This is a genomic window from Alistipes montrealensis (assembly GCF_018362775.1).
Taxonomy (GTDB): Bacteria; Bacteroidota; Bacteroidia; order Bacteroidales; family Rikenellaceae; genus Alistipes; species Alistipes montrealensis.
Window position 1 is genome coordinate 53,846 of record NZ_JAGYXY010000005.1, and the last position, 16,612, is coordinate 70,457.

The window sequence follows — 16,612 nt, forward strand, 5'->3', positions numbered from 1 at the left end:
ACGTTTTTCATTTTAGAATTTGAGACGTACATTGAAGCCGACGCTTCGCATCGAAGGCATCATGAAGTTATCGATACCCTGGTAGTAGTTGCTCGTGGTAGCCACGGCTTCGGGATCGAACGGCGCTTTGTTGTAGATCATCCAGAGATTACGTCCCACCAGCGAAATGGTCATTTCGAGCAGGCCGCCCAGCTTCTTGCGCGGAATGGTGTAACCGATCGACGCCTCCTGCAGGCGCAGGTTCGTAGCCGAATAGGTGTAATACTGCGGAATCAGGTCGCCGCTGCCGATAGTGCGATACCACGTCTGGGCATTGATCTGGTCGTTGCCGTTGATCACGACACCGCCTGCATCGCGCGCATCGGCCGAGTCGCCGGAAACGCCGTAAAAGTCGAGCATGGCCTGCGTGCGCGAGAAGACCACGCCGCCCAGGCGGGCGGTAACCAGGAAGCCGAAGTTGAACTGCCCCCAGCGGAAATCGTTGCGCCAGGCAAGGTTTGCATCGGGCAATACCGATCCGAGCTTGATATAGCTGGCCGAACTGGTCTTATTGTCGATGCCCACGCCGCCGTCACGGTCGACGTAAATATCGCCGTTGGAGTCGCGAAGCAGGTCGGCGCGCGAGTAAAGATCGCCCAGCGAACCGCCCTCGCGGAGGACGAATTTCGCATTGTTCAGTCCGCCGACAACCAGGTCGCCGATAGCCCAGGGCTTACCTGTGTTGGGGTCGATGACATTGTCGGCCAGTTCCATGATCTTGTTGCTGTTGGAACTTGCAGTAAAGTTGGAGCTCCACGAGAACTTGCGCCACGTGTTCGAATAGCCCAGCGCGAGTTCGACACCGCGGTTGCGGACATCGCCCGACTGCACGTAAACCTTGCTGTATTTCGAACTGGCGGGAATACCCGTATTGAAGGTCTGGTTGATAGTACGCGTGCTGTAGTACGTAGCGTCGAAGTTGAAATGACGCAGGAAACGCATCGTCAGACCGATTTCGAACGACTTCGTGCGCTCGGGTTTCAGGTTGTAGAGCGGATTCTGCGACGAGAGGCTCCAACTGCTGGAGGAGTTGCTCCATTCACGGGTCGGATTGGCGTAGAAACGCGAGAAGGCCAGACCCACCGAAGCGTACGACGTACGCAGCTTGATGTAGGAGAGGTTTTCGGGCATGTTGGGGATGATCTCCGACAGCAACACCGAAAGGCCGACCGAAGGATAGAAGAACGACGAATTCTTCGAATTGGGACCCGCCAACTGCGACGGCCAGTCGTTACGGCCCGTAACAGTCAGGTAATAAGTGCCTTTGTAACCTACTTCGGCCGAAGCGAAGACCGACTGAGCCTGTTCGCGATAACCGATCTGCTCGCGTACGGTCCCCGAATTGGAAAGGTTGTAAACGTTGAATACGTTGGGAATGTTGTTCGGCTCCTTGATCTCGTTGCCGTCCTTGTCGTAACCGATCACCTTACCGTAGGCGATCGGACCGCGCACCTTCACCGCGTCGGACTGCATGTCCGAAATAGAGGCGCCGGCGTTGACCTGCAGCGTCCAGTTGTCGCCGAACGACTTGTTGATGTTGACCATCACGTCGCCGTAGGTCTGCTTGTCGTTCTGTTTGGTGATGCCGTACATACCGTTGGGCGAGTTTTCGGCCAGCAGCAGGTTGGTCGAAGCCGAATACTTCTCGGTGAACGTGCTGTTGGAATTGTCGATCTGGATGCGTCCCGACACCGAAAGCCAGTCGAGAATCTGGTAAGAGAGCGAGGCGTTGAGCTTATAGCGGTCCTTGCGCGTCTCGCGCAGGTTGCGGTAGCTGCTCCAGTAGGGGTTCTGCATCTGGAGTTCGTCCTGGCCCATCGTCGGCCAGTACTGCTCCGAGATCTGGCGTGCGGGATTCCAGCGCTCGTACATCTTGATGTCCGACCAGTCGTCGCCGCGCGGGAAGAGATAAGCCGCCACGACGGGATTGGCGTAGAGGCCCTGATTGATCATGTTCCGGTCCTTCTGGATGATGTAATTCGCACCTACGTCGAGCGTCAGTTTATCCTTGAGGAACGACGTGGTGTTGCGGAACGTAAAGTTGTAACGGTCGTAGCCGTTGTTGGGAACGACGCCGCGCGAATTGACGGCTCCGGCCGACAGGTAGGTCTGGTTCTTCTCCGTACCGGTCGAGAAGGTTACGGTCTCGGTTCCCACGACGCCCGTCTGGAAATAATCGTCCGCAGGGTCATAACCGCGGTAATTCGATTTGTTGAGTTTCTCACCCCACGAAAGGATGTTGTTGGCCTTGCCCGAGAGCACGTCGCCCGTGCCGTAGCGGGTTTGGAAAACGGGCATCACGAAGGGCGAGAGTACCTCGGTATTGCTCGATACGGTTACGGTAGTCTGTCCGACGCGGCCTTTTTTCGTGGTGATCAGGATGGCGCCGTTGGCGGCATCCGAACCGTAAAGGGCGGCGGCAGCAGCGCCCGAGAGGACGGTCATCGTCTCGATATCCTCGGGATTGAGGTCGGCGATAGCCTCAGAAGAGCCCTGCGAAGCGTTCTCCTCACTGCCGTCGCTGCGGAAGTTGCTCATCGGAATACCGTCGATGACATAGAGGGCGTTGGACGACTGTTCGATCGACTTGGCGCCTCGCATAATGACTTTCGATGCGCCGCCGACGCCCGACGACGAAGCGTTGATGTTCAGACCGGCGACCTTGCCGTTCAGCGCGTTGATGAAGTTGGCATCCTTGACCGTGGTAAGTTCTTCGGCCTTGACCTGCTGTGCGTTGTACGACAGCGCCTTCTCCGAACGCTTGATACCCAGGGCCGTTACCACGACCGCATCCACGCTCACGGCTGACTCGGTCAGCGTGATATCGATGTTAGTGCGCGTGCCTACGGGAACTTCGACGGGTTCATAACCCAGGTAATTTACGGTCAGTACAGCCGACGTTGCGGGGGGGGGAATTTGCAGTGAATAACTTCCGTCGAAACCGGTACTCGTTCCGATGGTCGTACCTTTTACCAGCACAGCAGCGCCGATAATCGGACCGTTCTTGTCGACGACCTTACCGGTTACCGTCACGGGTTTCTGCGGATCGGCAACAGCGGGTTTCTGCGAAAGGACGACGGAGGTGTTCTCGACGGCATAGTTGACGTTAGCCAACCGGGCAATCCGGTCGAGCACGCCTTTCAGCGATTCGTCTTTTACGTCGAGCGAGATCTTTCGTGCGACATCGACATTCTTGTCGTACACGAAAAGATAAGTGGTTTGTTTTTCGATTGCATTGAGCACCTGCTCCAGGGGAGCGTCCGAAACCTTCAGGGTTACCGGTACGGACTGTGCACGCGTTTGTCCGGCCGCGAGGCAGAACGCAAGCGTCAAAAGAGGCAAGAGCAGTTTTGCCCTTACGTGATCTTTCATTTTCATACGTTGGTAGTTAATTTAGGTTAGGCATCCCGTTTCGGGGACTTCCGGATAACCGCCATCCGGCAGGGGATTGAGATTTTCAGCTGGTCAAACATGAAAATCAGGTTTGAAGTCGGGCTAAAATTCTTCGCTCATATGAATTGGTTTTAGGTTAATGATAGCAGTGGTTTTCGGTCAGGAAATTATTGTATATAGATGGTATCTTTGGCTTCGTTCCGCGTATATTTGAAATCGGCGCTTTGCTGCAGAACCCAGAGAGCATGGTCTACACCCTCTGCGATACGGATCTTGCCCGTAAAGCGGTTGGGAACCATCAGACGCTGCACCTCGATTTTCACCCCGTAATATTTTTCGAACTCTTCGATCAGCTCCATAAAGGTCGCATCCCGGAAAGCGATCAGGCCTTCGCGCCACTGGAACTGCTCGTATTCGGGAATCCGGTCGACGACCAACCGTCCGTTGATATGGCTCACCTGTTCGTCGGGCCTGAGCAGCACCTGGTTTCGAGGGTCGTTTCGGTCGGTTACGCGGACTTTTCCGTCGACGAGAGCCGTAACGAACTCGTTTCGTTCGGAATCCGCCAGCACGTCGAACTTCGTACCGAGCACCTCCACATCACAGGCGTAGGTCTCGACGATAAACGGATGTTCTTCGTCGTGCGACACTTCGAAGAAGGCTTCGCCGCTCAACTGCACCTTACGGTATTTGCCGGCAAAAAAGCCCGGATATTTCAACTCGGAAAGCGCATTCATGCAAACCTTCGTGCCGTCGGGCAGCACCACGTCGACACGCTGGCCCGCGGGTACGGAAATCGTATTGCCGGCATAAAGCAGCCTGTCGTAAACGCGGTGTACATAGCCGCCGCCGACAATGGCGGCAACCAGAACCGCAGCGGCATATCCGACAGCCTGGCGCGCCCAACGGGGCAGCGTGAACGTTTTCCGCTTCACCTGCTGCTCCGGGCTTACGAGCATCAGCATCGCGTCGAACAGACGCCGCTCGGAAAGCATTTCCTCCCGGTGCGCCGGGCTCTCGTCGAGCCAGTCGAGAATAAGCCGTTCTTCCTCTTCTGTAGTACGGCCTTCAAAAAATCGAACCAATAATTCCTTTTCCATGACATATTAATAACACGCAACCCGGAGATATCCCTGAAAAAAAATCGTTTTTTTTCGAAGGATCTTCGGGCAACGCTGGTAAATAAAACAGAACTAATTGATATAAAACCAGAAAGCAAGTATGGCAAGATAATCTTTCAGAGCGATGCGTAGCATCTTCGTAGCCTTCGACACCTCGAATTCCACACTTTTGACCGTCGTATCCATTTCCGCGGCAATCTCTTTGTAACTCTGGTCGTGAAAACGGCTGCGCGTAAAGATTTCGCGCGTCCGGGCAGGCAACGATTCGAGGGCGCGCTCCACTAGGCGGCGCGCCTCCTCGCTGAAAAGCTCTTCGGGATCACAGGCCTGAAGCGTCGCGATGCGCGTATGGAGAACCCGCGTGTCATGCGTGTGGATGTTCTCCGCAGCACGGGTGCGCACTTCCTGCCCGCGCAGGTAGTTCAGGCATTTATTTTTGACGATGGTAAGCGTATAAGGCGGGAAAGAGGCTTCGGTAAGCATTTCACGGCGTTCCCACGCCGCCACAAAACTCTCCATGACGATGTCCTCGGCGGCTCCCAGGTTCAGGGTGTACCCCGCGGCAAAACGGATAAACCGCATCTGATACTCCTTGAACAGGCGGTTAAATGCAGTAAGATCCAGAACAGCACCTGATTGAGAGGTCTCCAATTTCATCATAGCTTTTCTTAGCCTAAACAAATTTAGCAAAAAAAACGGAACAGTCAAGGAATTACACGTAAAAAGCGCGCGCCCGGTACAGCATATGCGGTATCGGGCGCGCGCTGAAACGGTAAAAAAGCTACCTGGCTTTCGCTTCGCAGTAGGCGCAGCGGCAGGTTCCGTCCGCCTGGCGGTGAAAAAGCAGGTCCACATCCTCCGAAGCGGAGATGCAACGGCGGTTGGGGCATTCGTATTCGTTGACGACATACTGTTCGCCGAAGACCGGGGTATGCTCGAAGGGTTTGTTCTCGTCGGCCCAGCGCAGCAGCGTGTAGATCAGCGCCATCCGGACGAACTTACCGTTCTCGACCTGGCGGAAATAAGCGGCACGGGGGTCGTTGTCCACGGCGCGCGTGATTTCGTTGACGCGCGGCAGCGGATGGAGGATGATCATATCCTCTTTGGCAGTCGTCAGTTTCTCGGGATCGAGCACGAAGCTGTTTTTCACGCGGTCGAACTCCTCTTCGTCGAGGAAGCGCTCCTTCTGGACACGCGTCATGTAGAGAATATCCAGCTCGGGCATCACCTCCTCCATCGTCTCGACCTCGCGGAACTCCAGTTTCGAGTTCTCGGCCATCTCGGTGAGCATGTAGTCCGGCAGGCGCAGCTCCTGGGGAGCGATCAGGATCACCTTAATATTCGAATAACGCGACAGCGCCTTGATCAGCGAGTGGACCGTGCGGCCGAATTTCAGGTCGCCGCAGAACCCGATCGTCATGTTGTCGAAGCGGCCTTTTTCGCGCTTGATCGTCAGCAAGTCCGTAAGGGTCTGCGTCGGATGGGCATGGCTGCCGTCACCGGCGTTGATAACCGGAATGCCCGCATACTGCGAAGCTACGAGCGGCGCGCCCTCCTTGAAGTGGCGCATGGCGATGATGTCGGCGAAGCAACGGATCACACGTACCGTGTCGGCCACCGTCTCGCCCTTGGACACCGACGAAGAGTTGGCGTCGGAGAAGCCGATGACCTGTCCCCCGAGTTCGAGCATCGCCGAAGTAAAGCTCAGGCGCGTACGGGTCGAAGGTTCGTAAAAGAGCGTAGCCAGCTTCTTGCCCTTGCACGCCTCGCTGTATTTGGCGCGGTTGGCGATGATATCCTCCGCCAGGGCTACGATCTGCTCGGTTTCCTGTACCGTGAGGTCGGTGGGATCAATTAAGTGTCGCATAGGTTTTCATTCTAAAGTTTCGGGTTTTCACCTAATTCTGCTTTCAGAGCCTCGGTGTTTGTCGTCAGCGTGCGGCAGATTCCGCAGATCGAGAAGCGGGATGCGGACGGGATATACAAGGCGTATCTCCCGTTCGCGGCACGCAAAGGATCTACGGAAGATGCCGTGAGATCACGGCAAACGATTATCTCATCCAGCTTTCGTCCGACGGATTGTTTCGGAATGCAATCAACCGGGCCTTGTCCTCGGGCTTGATATACCCCTCCTCGGCGGCCACTTCCACAAGCGCGTCGAGGTTCGAAAGGCTGTAATTGATCACATTCGCCTCCTTCATGCGGTCGAGACCCTTTTTCATGCCGTAGGTGAAGATCGACGCCACACCGAGCACTTCGGCTCCGGCTTCGCGCAGGGCGTTGACCACCTCGATACACGAACCTCCTGTCGAAATGAGGTCCTCGATCACCACGACCTTCTGGCCCTTTTCGAGTTTACCCTCGATCTGGTTGCCGCGGCCGTGGTCCTTCGAACCCGAACGCACATAGCCCATCGGCATGTCGAGGATGGTGGCCGTGATGGCCGCATGGGCGATTCCGGCGGTCGAAGTTCCCATCAGCACCTCGGCTTCGGGGAATTTCGTGCGGACGATTTCGGCAAGGCCCGCCTCGACATGTTTACGTACCACAGGAGCCGTAAGTGTCAGGCGGTTGTCGCAGTAGATCGGACTTTTAATACCGCTCGCCCAGGTGAAAGGCTGTTCGGGACGCAGGAATACCGCACCGATCGACAGCAGGTCTTTTGCAATAGACTTCTCCATATTATTTTTTCAGTTTTTGGTTTTCAAATCTTCAGCCACCCAACGTACCCATTCGTCGACGTTGTCGGTCAGCGTTTCGGGCAGCGGCAGCATAATCCGCACGTCGGGAGCGATGCCCGCGGAGTCGATCCCGCGGCCTTCCGAAACCCGGCAGGAACGAGTCGTGGGGAGCATCATCCAGCGCGTCGTGTCCTGCGGGAAATAAAGAATCTCGCAGTTCGAGTAATCGAGGCATCCCAGCGTGTTGTCCTGCCCGTAAACAGTCGTCCGGCTGCTGCCGGCCCGGACTTCAAGCACCAACTGCTCACCTGACGAGCCGACCGAACCGTCGATCAGCAGCGCCGCCCGGCGGGGCCGCGGCGACACGGAATCGTAACGAATCCGGTAGGTCTTCGCCCCGCCCGTCAGAAACTCCCCGGCCGGAGTCCGCTCCATCCGTGCGATCTTCGCACGTCCCCGCTCCGTATCCCCGGCGAACTCCCTCACATGGGCGATGGCCAGATCCGAAACGCGGTATTCCATGGCATCCTCCACTCCTTCGTGGTCGTAGAGCAGTTTGAGCAACGGTTCATAGGCACTGTCGCTCCCGCCGCCGTTGCCGCGAATGTCGAGGACCAGATTCTCACAGCCCGAAGCCAGATAAGCCTCGACCGCCGCCTGCACACCGACTGTTTCAGCGTCGGTCAGATCGCACGACGGAAAACGGATCAGATACGTGTCGGCATCCACCCGGCAGTGGGTGAACTGCGGGGCATAGCACTTCATCTGCCCGGCGTAATCCGGATTGCGGCGGATCGATTTGGGGCGATAGGTCCGCACGCCGGCTGTTCCGAGGTGCGAATCGTCGAACCAGCCGAGATATTCGGCAATGGCGTCATACGTGTCGCGCCCCGAAGCGATCCCGCGTTGCAGCCGCTCTTTCAGCGCCCCGTATTCCGCCCTGCGGCCTGCGGTCTTGTCCGGATAGCCCGCATAGGCACGCTCCACGACATCGACGGCGTAGTCGAAATCCCCCGCAGCCGGAGTTTGCGCCCCGGCAGACAGCAGGCCGACGAGGGCCGCGACAAACGACAGAACACGCAGCAAGGGCTTCATCTACTCCAGTGCCGAGCGTAAAATCTTCTCCACCTCCTCGGGATAGATGCCGCCCTCGTGGACCTTCACGCCGTCCACATAGAACGTGGGCACATAATAGTAGTCGAACGTATCGGCCACGTCGGGCTGCTCCGACTCCTCGATCATCTCGATATTGACGGCTGCCAGTTCCGGATGGGCGGCTTTGGCCTCCTCGATGTAGCGCAGCGCCTTCTTGCAGAAGGGGCACGATTGCAGGTAGAAAAGTTTTACCGGTTTCATATCTTCCTTGTTTTAAAAGGTTTGTCCGTTATCCGACGAACTCGGCGACGCACCGGCGGTAGGCCGCCACAGGGTCCCCGGCAGCCGTGATCGGGCGGCCCACGACGATGAAGTCGGAACCGATCTCACGGGCGCGGGCGGGCGTCGTGACGCGCACCTGGTCCGCTACGTCCCCATCTGCAAAACGCACGCCGGGAGTGATCGTGAAGAACTCTTTTCCACACGCCTCGTGCACCATGCCGGCTTCGAGCGGCGAGCAGACTACGCCGTCCAGCCCTGCGGCCTTGGTGTTCTGCGCATATTTCACAATCGTGTCGTTGATCGAAGCGTCGATCAGCAGTTCGCTGCGCATGCGCTCCTCGCTCGTCGAGGTAAGCTGCGTCACGGCGATCAGCAGGGGCCGCGTGCCGTCCTCGCGCGTAAGGCCTTCGAGCGCGGCTTTCATCATCTCGATCGTTCCGGCAGCATGGACGTTGCACATGTCCACATCCAGCCGCGACAGCACGGACATCGCTTTCTTCACCGTGTTGGGAATGTCGTGGAGCTTCAGGTCGAGGAAAATTTTATGTCCCCGGCGCTTGATCTCGCGCACGATCGAAGGTCCTTCGGCGTAGAAGAGTTCCATGCCGATTTTCAGAAAAGGTTTACGCTCCTCGTCCTTGAAAAGATCGAGAAACCGGAAAGTATCTTCCGCCGACTTGAAGTCGCAGGCTATAATTACGTCGCGTTGCATGTTTATTCGATTATTCCGATTATGTCACTCAGTTTTTCGATGCCCAGTTTCCGCATTTCGCCGGGCAGGGCCTCGACGATCTCCTTCGAGGCATAGGGGTTTACCAGGTTTGCAGCCCCGACCTGCACGGCCGTAGCACCGGCCATCATCATTTCGATCACGTCGCGGGCTGTCGTCACGCCGCCGCACCCCATGACCGGAATCCGGCAGGCCTTGGCGACCTGATAGACCATTCGCAGGGCGACGGGGAAGACCGCAGTGCCCGAAAATCCGCCCATCGTGTTGGCGACGACCGGACGGCGGCGGGCAACGTCGATGCGCATGCCCAGCAGCGTATTGATCAGGCAGATGCCGTCGGCCCCGGCCTCTTCGCACGCCCGGGCGATCGACACGATGTCCGTAACGTTGGGCGAGAGTTTGATGAAGACGGGTTTGGTCGTCACCGCCTTGACAGCCCTCGTCACTTCGGCCGCGGCGTCGGGACAGGTCCCGAACGACATGCCGCCGTGCCGCACGTTAGGACACGAGACGTTGACTTCGATGATGCCCACCTGCTCCTGTTTGTCGATCCGCTCGCAGCAATAGGCATACTCTTCGACCGAGAAACCCGAAATATTGGCAATGACGGGTTTTCGGAAAAAAGTCTTCAGCCGCGGCAGCTCCTCGCGGATGACGGCGTCGATACCGGGATTTTGCAGACCCACGGCATTGATCATGCCCGCACCGCACTCGGCGATGCGCGGCGTAGGATTGCCGAAGCGCGCGTCGCGCGTCGTACCCTTGAACGAGAACGACCCGAGGACGTTGATGTCGTAAAATTCACGGAACTCGTTGCCGTAGCCGAAGGTTCCGCTGGCCGGCACGACCGGATTATCCAGTCTGAGGCCGCACAGTTCGACCGATGTGTCTACCATATGATCTCTCCTTTCTCCAGAACAGGCCCCTCCTTGCAGATGCGTTTGTAGCCGTATTTGGTTTTACACGAACAGCCCATGCAGGCGCCGAATCCGCACCCCATGCGCTCCTCGAACGACAATTGGCCGTCCTGCTCCGTCGCGTTGTAAAGCGCGTGGAGCATCGGCAGCGGCCCGCAGGCATAGAAATAGTCGAAGTCGAGTTCCTTTTCGGCAATGGCCGTGGTGACGAAACCTTCGACGCCCTGCGAACCATCGACCGTAGCGACGGTGACTTCACAGCCCAACGAGCGGAACTCCTCTTCGTAGAAGACCTCCGAGGCCGTATTGAACCCCAGCACCACCTGCACGGGTTTACCCGCGGCGAGCAACACCTTGGCCAGGTTGTAGAGCGGCGGCACGCCCACGCCGCCCCCGACCAACAGAGGCCGCCGGGCGTCGTTGCCGGTCGAAAATCCGTTGCCCAGGCCCGTCAGCAGGTCGAGCTGCATGCCCGGAGCCATGCGGCTCATCTGTTCGGTTCCACCGCCTACGACCTTGTAGATCAGCGTAATCGAGCTGTCATCGTAATCGCAGACTGAAATAGGACGGCGCAAGTACTTGCCTTCCAATGCAATATTGACGAACTGCCCCGGCGCAGCGATCCATTGAGTATCGCCCGCCAGGGTCATCCGCCAGACCGCGTCGGTCAGCGGCTCGTTCGTGAGAATTTTGTAAGTATCCTTTTTATACATAATTTTCATCGACACTTTTGATCCGGCAAAAGTGCCAAAACCATCCGCATGTCGGTCTCCGCGGGGTCGCCGTCGGAATTTTATTTTGAATCAATGGTCGAAACCCGCAGCGTAATCTCTTCGAGCACGTCGAGCAGCACCTTCACCGTTTCGAGCGCCGTGAACACCGTCACGTTGTTCTCGACGGCCGTGCGGCGGATTTCGTAACCGTCGAGGCGCGTGTTGTGCTGATTGATGTCGATCGTATTGATCACGTAGCTTACATGGCCCTGGCGCAGCGCTTCGATGATCTCGTTGCTGCCCTCGTTGAGCTTGCGGCGCGTACGGGTACGGATACCGTGTGCACGCAGGAACTCGGCGGTCCCGGTCGTCGCCTCGATGTTGAAGCCCAGGTCGTAGAACCGCTTCACCTGCGGCAGCGCCTGCTCCTTGTCGTGGTCGGCGATGGTCACGAAGATCGTTCCGTAGTTCGAAACGTGCATGCCCGTAGCCTGCAATGCCTTGTAGAGCGCACGCGTCAGTTTGTCGTCGTAGCCGATCGCCTCGCCCGTCGATTTCATCTCGGGCGAGAGGTAGGAGTCCATGCCGCGGATTTTGGCGAACGAGAAGGCCGGGGCTTTGACATACCAGCGCTCCTTCTCCTTGCCGTAGACCTCGGTGATGCCCTGCTCGCGCAGCGACTTGCCCAGAATCACCTGCGTGGCGATATGGGCCATCGGCACACCCGTCGACTTCGAGAGGAAGGGCACGGTGCGCGACGAACGCGGGTTGACCTCGATGACATAGACATCGTCCTCGCCGGCAACGATGAACTGGATGTTATACAGGCCGACGATGCCGATCCTCAGACCCAATTTCACCGTATAATCGAGAATCTTGTCCTTGGCTTTCTGGCTCACGCTGAAAGTCGGGTAAACGCTGATCGAGTCGCCCGAGTGGATACCCGTGTGCTCGACATGCTCCATGATGCCGGGGATGAAGACATCCTTTCCGTCGCAGATGGCGTCCACCTCCAACTCCTTGCCCATGATGTAGCGGTCGACCAGCACCGGCTGGTCCACGTCGATCTCCACGGCGGTCTGGAGGTAGTGGCGCAGGCGTTCCTCGTTCGATACGATCTGCATGGCGCGTCCGCCCAGCACGTAGCTCGGACGCACCAGCACCGGATAACCGATACGTGCAGCCGCCTTCACGCCCGACTCGATGTCGGTCACGGCCTCGGCCTCGGGCTGGGGAATGCCCAGTTCCTCCATAATCTTCTCGAAGCAGCCGCGGTCCTCGGCGTTCTTGATCGCCTGGGTGTCGGTTCCGATGATGGGCACACCCAGCGCGGAGAGCGGCTCGGCGAGGTTGATGGCCGTCTGTCCGCCGAGCGACACCACGATGGCCTTCGGTTTTTCGAGGTGAATGACATTCATCACGTCCTCCACCATCAGCGGCTCGAAGTAGAGTTTGTCGCTGGTGGTATAGTCGGTCGAGACGGTCTCGGGATTGTTGTTGATGATGATGGCCTCGTAGCCCGCGGCGCGGATCGACCAGATGGCATGCACGGTCGAGTAGTCGAATTCGACGCCCTGACCGATACGGATCGGACCCGAACCGAGCACGATGATCTTCTCCTTGTTGCTGACGATCGACTCGTTCTCCTCTTCGTAGGTCGAGTAGAAATAAGGCACGTAGGAGGCGAACTCGCTGGCGCAGGTGTCAATCATCTTGTAGACCGGGAAGATGTTGTTTTTCTCACGCAGGAGATACATGTCGCGCTGCGAAAGGCCCCACAACTGGCCGATAAACTTGTCGCTGAAGCCCATGCGCTTGGCGGCGCGGAGCGTCTCGACATCCATCGGATTCGCGCGGACGACGTTCTCGAACTCGACGATGTTCTTGAACTTCTCGAGGAAGAACATGTCGATTTTGGTGTTGTTGTAGATCAGTGCCAGGTCGACGCCGTTGCGGATCAACTGGGAAATGGCGTAAAGACGGTCGTCCGTGCCCTCCTTGATATAGGCCAGCAGGTCGTCGTTCGACCATTTGTCGAATTTCTTGTGGTAGATGTGGCAGACGCCCGTTTCGAGCGAACGCATGGCTTTCAGAAGCGACTCTTCCATCGTGCGGCCGATCGACATCACCTCGCCCGTGGCCTTCATCTGCGTGCCGAGTTTGTTCGACGCGTCGGAGAACTTGTCGAAGGGGAAGCGGGCGACCTTCGTTACGATGTAGTCCAGCGTGGGCTCGAACGAGGCCGGGGTGTTGGCGATCCGGATTTCGTCGAGCGTGAGGCCTACGGCGATCTTCGCGCTGACACGGGCGATGGGATAGCCCGAAGCCTTCGACGCCAGGGCCGAGGAGCGCGACACACGGGGGTTGACCTCGATCAGGTAGTATTTGAACGAGAGGGGGTCCAGCGCGAACTGCACGTTGCAGCCGCCTTCGATCTTCAGTTCGCGGATGATCTTCAGCGCCGAGTCGCGCAGCATCTGGAACTCCTTGTTGGTGAGCGTCTGGCTCGGGGCAACGACGATCGAATCGCCGGTGTGGATGCCTACCGGGTCGATGTTCTCCATGCAGCAGATCGAGATGGCCGTATCGTTGTGGTCGCGCATCACCTCGTACTCGATCTCCTTATAGCCTTTGATGCTCTTTTCGATGAGCACCTGATGTACGGGCGAGAGCGAAAGGGCGTTGCGCATCATCTCGCGCAGTTCGGCCTCGTCGTCGGCAAAACCGCCGCCCGTACCGCCGAGGGTATAGGCCGGACGCAGCACCACGGGATAGCCGATCTGCTCGGCGACCGAAACGGCCTCCTCGATCGACATGGCGATATGCGAAGGAAGCACCGGTTCGCCCAGCGATTCGCACAGCTCCTTGAACAGTTCACGGTCCTCAGCGCGCTCGATCGACTCGAACGAAGTGCCCAGGATTTCGACCTGACACTCTTTCAGGATGCCTTTCTTGGCAAGTTGAACCGCCAGGTTCAGACCCGTTTGGCCGCCCAGTCCCGGGACAATGGCGTCGGGACGTTCGAAACGGATGATCTTAGCAACGTATTCCAGCGTCAGCGGCTCCATGTAGACCTTGTCCGCGATATGGGTGTCGGTCATGATAGTAGCGGGGTTCGAGTTGGCGAGGATCACCTCGTAGCCCTCTTCCTTGAGCGCGAGGCACGCCTGCGTACCCGCATAGTCGAACTCGGCGGCCTGTCCGATGACGATGGGACCCGAACCGATGACCAGAACCTTCTTGATATCTTTTCTCCTAGGCATTTTTGTACTCCTCCATGATATTAGTGAACTTCTTGAACAAATAAGCGCTGTCCTGCGGACCCGAAGCGCTCTCGGGGTGATACTGCATCGAGAAAACCCGGTCGGCAACACACTCTACGCCCTCGGCCGTGCCGTCGAGCAGGTTGACGTGCGTCAGCGTAAGCCCCGTGCCGGACAGCGAATCGACATCCACGGCATAGCTGTGGTTCTGGCTCGTGATTTCGATCTTGTTGGTCACGAGATTCTTCACGGGATGATTGGCGCCGCGGTGGCCGAACTTCATCTTGAAAGTCTTCGCGCCGTAGGCGAGCGAAATCAACTGGTGGCCCATGCAGATGCCGAAGATAGGCAGTTTGCCGCGAAGCCGCTTCACCAGTTCGATCACCGGCGTCACGTCCTCGGGGTTGCCGGGGCCGTTCGAAAGCACCAGACCGTCGGGATGGAAGGCCATGATCTCCTCCACGGTGGAGTCGTACGGCATGACGGTCACGTTACAGCCTACGCGGTTCAGCAGGCGGATGATATTGTTCTTGATACCGCAGTCGATAGCCACAACGTCGTACTGGTGGTTGGGAACGCGCGACATCCACCGTTTGCGGCAGCTTACACGCGAAACCATGTCGTGCGGGGTGACGTATTCGCCCAGTTTGCGCATAGCCTCCCCGTGGGGCGTCGCAGCATCGGTGATGAGCACCTTCTGGCTCCCCTCGTCGCGGATGATGCGCGTCAGGGCGCGGGTGTCCACGCCCCAGATAGCCGGAATGTCGTGCTCTTCGAAAACCTCGTTGAGCGTCTTCGTGTAGCGGAAATTCGACGGCGAGTCGTTGTACTCGCGCACGATCATACCGCCGATGGTCGGCGTTTTGGTCTCGTAGTCCTCGTCGGTCATACCGTAGTTGCCGATCAGCGGGTAGGTCATCACGACCATCTGATCCGTGTACGACGGATCGGACATGATCTCCTGATACCCCACCATCGAGGTATTGAAGACGATCTCGTTGATAGCCTCGCGATCGGCTCCGAAACCGTATCCGTAGAACTCACGACCGTTCTCCAAGACAATTTTTTTCGTAAATGCTTTCATCCTTATCTGTTTGATTCGTAGTTATCCGTTATAAACTTCCCTGCCGCCGACCACCGTCAGCGCGGCGCGTCCTTGGACATCCCATCCGGCAAAAGGCGTGGCGCGCCCTTTCGAAAGGAACGTTTCGGGGTCTATCGCATACTCCGTCCCGAGGTCCAGCACCGTAAAGTCGGCAGCGTCGCCCATTTCCACACCCCCTTCGAGCGAGAAGATCCGCCGGGGATTCACCGACATCAGGGCAATGAGTTTTTCGAGGGTTATCACCCCTTCCAGCACCAGGTATTTATAGAGCAGCGGGAAGGCAGTCTCCAGCCCCACGATGCCCATGGCGCTCCCGGCCAGCCCGCGCGACTTCTCTTCGGCGGTGTGGGGCGCATGATCCGTGGCTACGACCTCGATCGTGCCGTCCTGGATGCCTGCAACGAGCGCCTCCCGGTCGGCACGGCTTCTGAGCGGCGGGTTCATCTTGAAACGCCCTTCCTCCTGCAAATCCTCGTCGCACAACAGCAGGTAGTGCGGCGCAGTCTCGCAGCTTACACGCAGTCCGCGGGCCTTGGCCTGCCGCACCAGCCCGACGCTCTCTTTGGTCGAAACGTGACAGACATGGTACTGACAGCCGGTCTTTTCCGCGAGCGCGATGTCGCGTTCGACCTGCTGCCACTCGCTTTCGGAGCAGATACCCTTATGTCTGTGTTCGCGGCAGTAAACGCCATCGTGAATATACCCCCCGCGCAGCAGGGAGTCGACCTCGCAGTGGGCCACGACCGGCTTACTGACGGCTGCGGCCCGGCGCATCGCCTCCTCCATCAATTCCGCCGACTGCACGCCGCGGCCGTCGTCGGAGAATCCGACGACCTCCGGGGCCAAGGCTGCGAAATCGACCAGTTCGCCGCATCCGCGCTGGCCCATCGTAATGGTCCCGTAGGGTTTCACGCGCACCACGGCGTCGCGGCGGATGATCTCCAACTGCTTTTCGAGCGTCTCGGGCGTATCGGGAGCCGGATTCAGGTTAGGCATCGAGCAGACCGTGGTATACCCTCCGCGGGCGGCGGCGGCAGTACCCGTCGCAATGGTCTCCTTCTGCGAAAAACCCGGCTCGCGCAGGTGTACATGCACGTCGACGAGACCCGGCACGAGGTGCTTGCCCCCGAGGTCCACCACCCGGTCGCCCGGCTGCGGTTCCCCGGCGGCCACGATGCGGCCCCCCTCGACGGCGAACTGCCCCGGCTCGAAACGGCTGTTGCGGAAAATCTTCGCGTTGGTATAAAATGTCTTCATTCGTCGCTGGACACAA

The 16,612-nt window shown here is 58.2% G+C and carries 13 protein-coding genes; all 13 read right to left on the reverse strand.

Translation table 11 applies throughout. The features are described from left to right. Window positions 1–12: 12 nt before the first annotated feature. The 13 genes from KG007_RS10965 to KG007_RS11025 all read right to left on the reverse strand — a co-directional run bounded on the left by KG007_RS10965 (window position 13) and on the right by KG007_RS11025 (window position 16,596). Window positions 13–3,417, reverse strand: coding sequence for a SusC/RagA family TonB-linked outer membrane protein (locus tag KG007_RS10965; protein ID WP_213348870.1), 3,405 nt, complete (start codon window positions 3,415–3,417; stop codon window positions 13–15). Between the two features lie 182 nt (window positions 3,418–3,599). Beyond that, the gene (locus tag KG007_RS10970) at window positions 3,600–4,532 is read right to left on the reverse strand and encodes a FecR family protein (RefSeq protein ID WP_213348872.1); all 933 of its coding nucleotides are present in this window, start codon (window positions 4,530–4,532) and stop codon (window positions 3,600–3,602) included. A gap of 93 nt (window positions 4,533–4,625) precedes the next feature. Then, window positions 4,626–5,213, reverse strand: a complete 588-nt coding sequence (locus KG007_RS10975) for an RNA polymerase sigma-70 factor (RefSeq protein ID WP_317194938.1) — start codon at window positions 5,211–5,213, stop codon at window positions 4,626–4,628. 121 nt (window positions 5,214–5,334) lie between these two features. Next, the gene (gene pyrB, locus KG007_RS10980) at window positions 5,335–6,420 is read right to left on the reverse strand and encodes an aspartate carbamoyltransferase (RefSeq protein WP_213348874.1); all 1,086 of its coding nucleotides are present in this window, start codon (window positions 6,418–6,420) and stop codon (window positions 5,335–5,337) included. 184 nt (window positions 6,421–6,604) lie between these two features. Further along, a complete protein-coding gene (gene pyrE, locus KG007_RS10985; RefSeq protein WP_213348876.1) occupies window positions 6,605–7,234 on the reverse strand; it encodes an orotate phosphoribosyltransferase in 630 nt (209 codons plus the stop codon). 9 nt (window positions 7,235–7,243) lie between these two features. After that, window positions 7,244–8,329, reverse strand: coding sequence for a S41 family peptidase (locus tag KG007_RS10990; protein WP_213348877.1), 1,086 nt, complete (start codon window positions 8,327–8,329; stop codon window positions 7,244–7,246). Then, window positions 8,330–8,590, reverse strand: coding sequence for a thioredoxin family protein (locus KG007_RS10995; RefSeq protein ID WP_213348879.1), 261 nt, complete (start codon window positions 8,588–8,590; stop codon window positions 8,330–8,332). A gap of 28 nt (window positions 8,591–8,618) precedes the next feature. After that, window positions 8,619–9,323: an orotidine-5'-phosphate decarboxylase gene (gene pyrF, locus KG007_RS11000; RefSeq protein ID WP_213348881.1), complete on the reverse strand. Its 705-nt coding sequence runs from the start codon at window positions 9,321–9,323 to the stop codon at window positions 8,619–8,621. Between the two features lie 2 nt (window positions 9,324–9,325). Continuing rightward, window positions 9,326–10,237 (reverse strand): dihydroorotate dehydrogenase, encoded by a 912-nt coding sequence (locus KG007_RS11005; protein WP_195458607.1) that lies wholly within the window; start codon window positions 10,235–10,237, stop codon window positions 9,326–9,328. Next, on the reverse strand, window positions 10,231–10,971 hold the full coding sequence (locus tag KG007_RS11010) for a dihydroorotate dehydrogenase electron transfer subunit (protein ID WP_195458608.1): 741 nt from the start codon (window positions 10,969–10,971) through the stop codon (window positions 10,231–10,233). Before KG007_RS11010 ends, KG007_RS11005 begins: the two co-directional genes overlap by 7 nt. An 80-nt stretch (window positions 10,972–11,051) precedes the next feature. Further along, window positions 11,052–14,234 carry a carbamoyl-phosphate synthase large subunit gene (carB, locus tag KG007_RS11015; RefSeq protein ID WP_213348883.1) on the reverse strand — a complete coding sequence of 1,061 codons (3,183 nt, stop codon included), beginning with the start codon at window positions 14,232–14,234 and terminating at the stop codon, window positions 11,052–11,054. After that, entirely contained in the window at window positions 14,227–15,318 is a 1,092-nt protein-coding gene (gene carA / locus KG007_RS11020) for a glutamine-hydrolyzing carbamoyl-phosphate synthase small subunit (RefSeq protein ID WP_195458610.1), read from the reverse strand. The genes carB and carA overlap by 8 nt, the downstream gene beginning before the upstream one ends. A gap of 21 nt (window positions 15,319–15,339) precedes the next feature. Further along, complete coding sequence (locus KG007_RS11025; RefSeq protein ID WP_213348885.1) at window positions 15,340–16,596, reverse strand: dihydroorotase; 1,257 nt, start codon at window positions 16,594–16,596, stop codon at window positions 15,340–15,342. Between the last annotated feature and the right edge of the window lie 16 nt (window positions 16,597–16,612).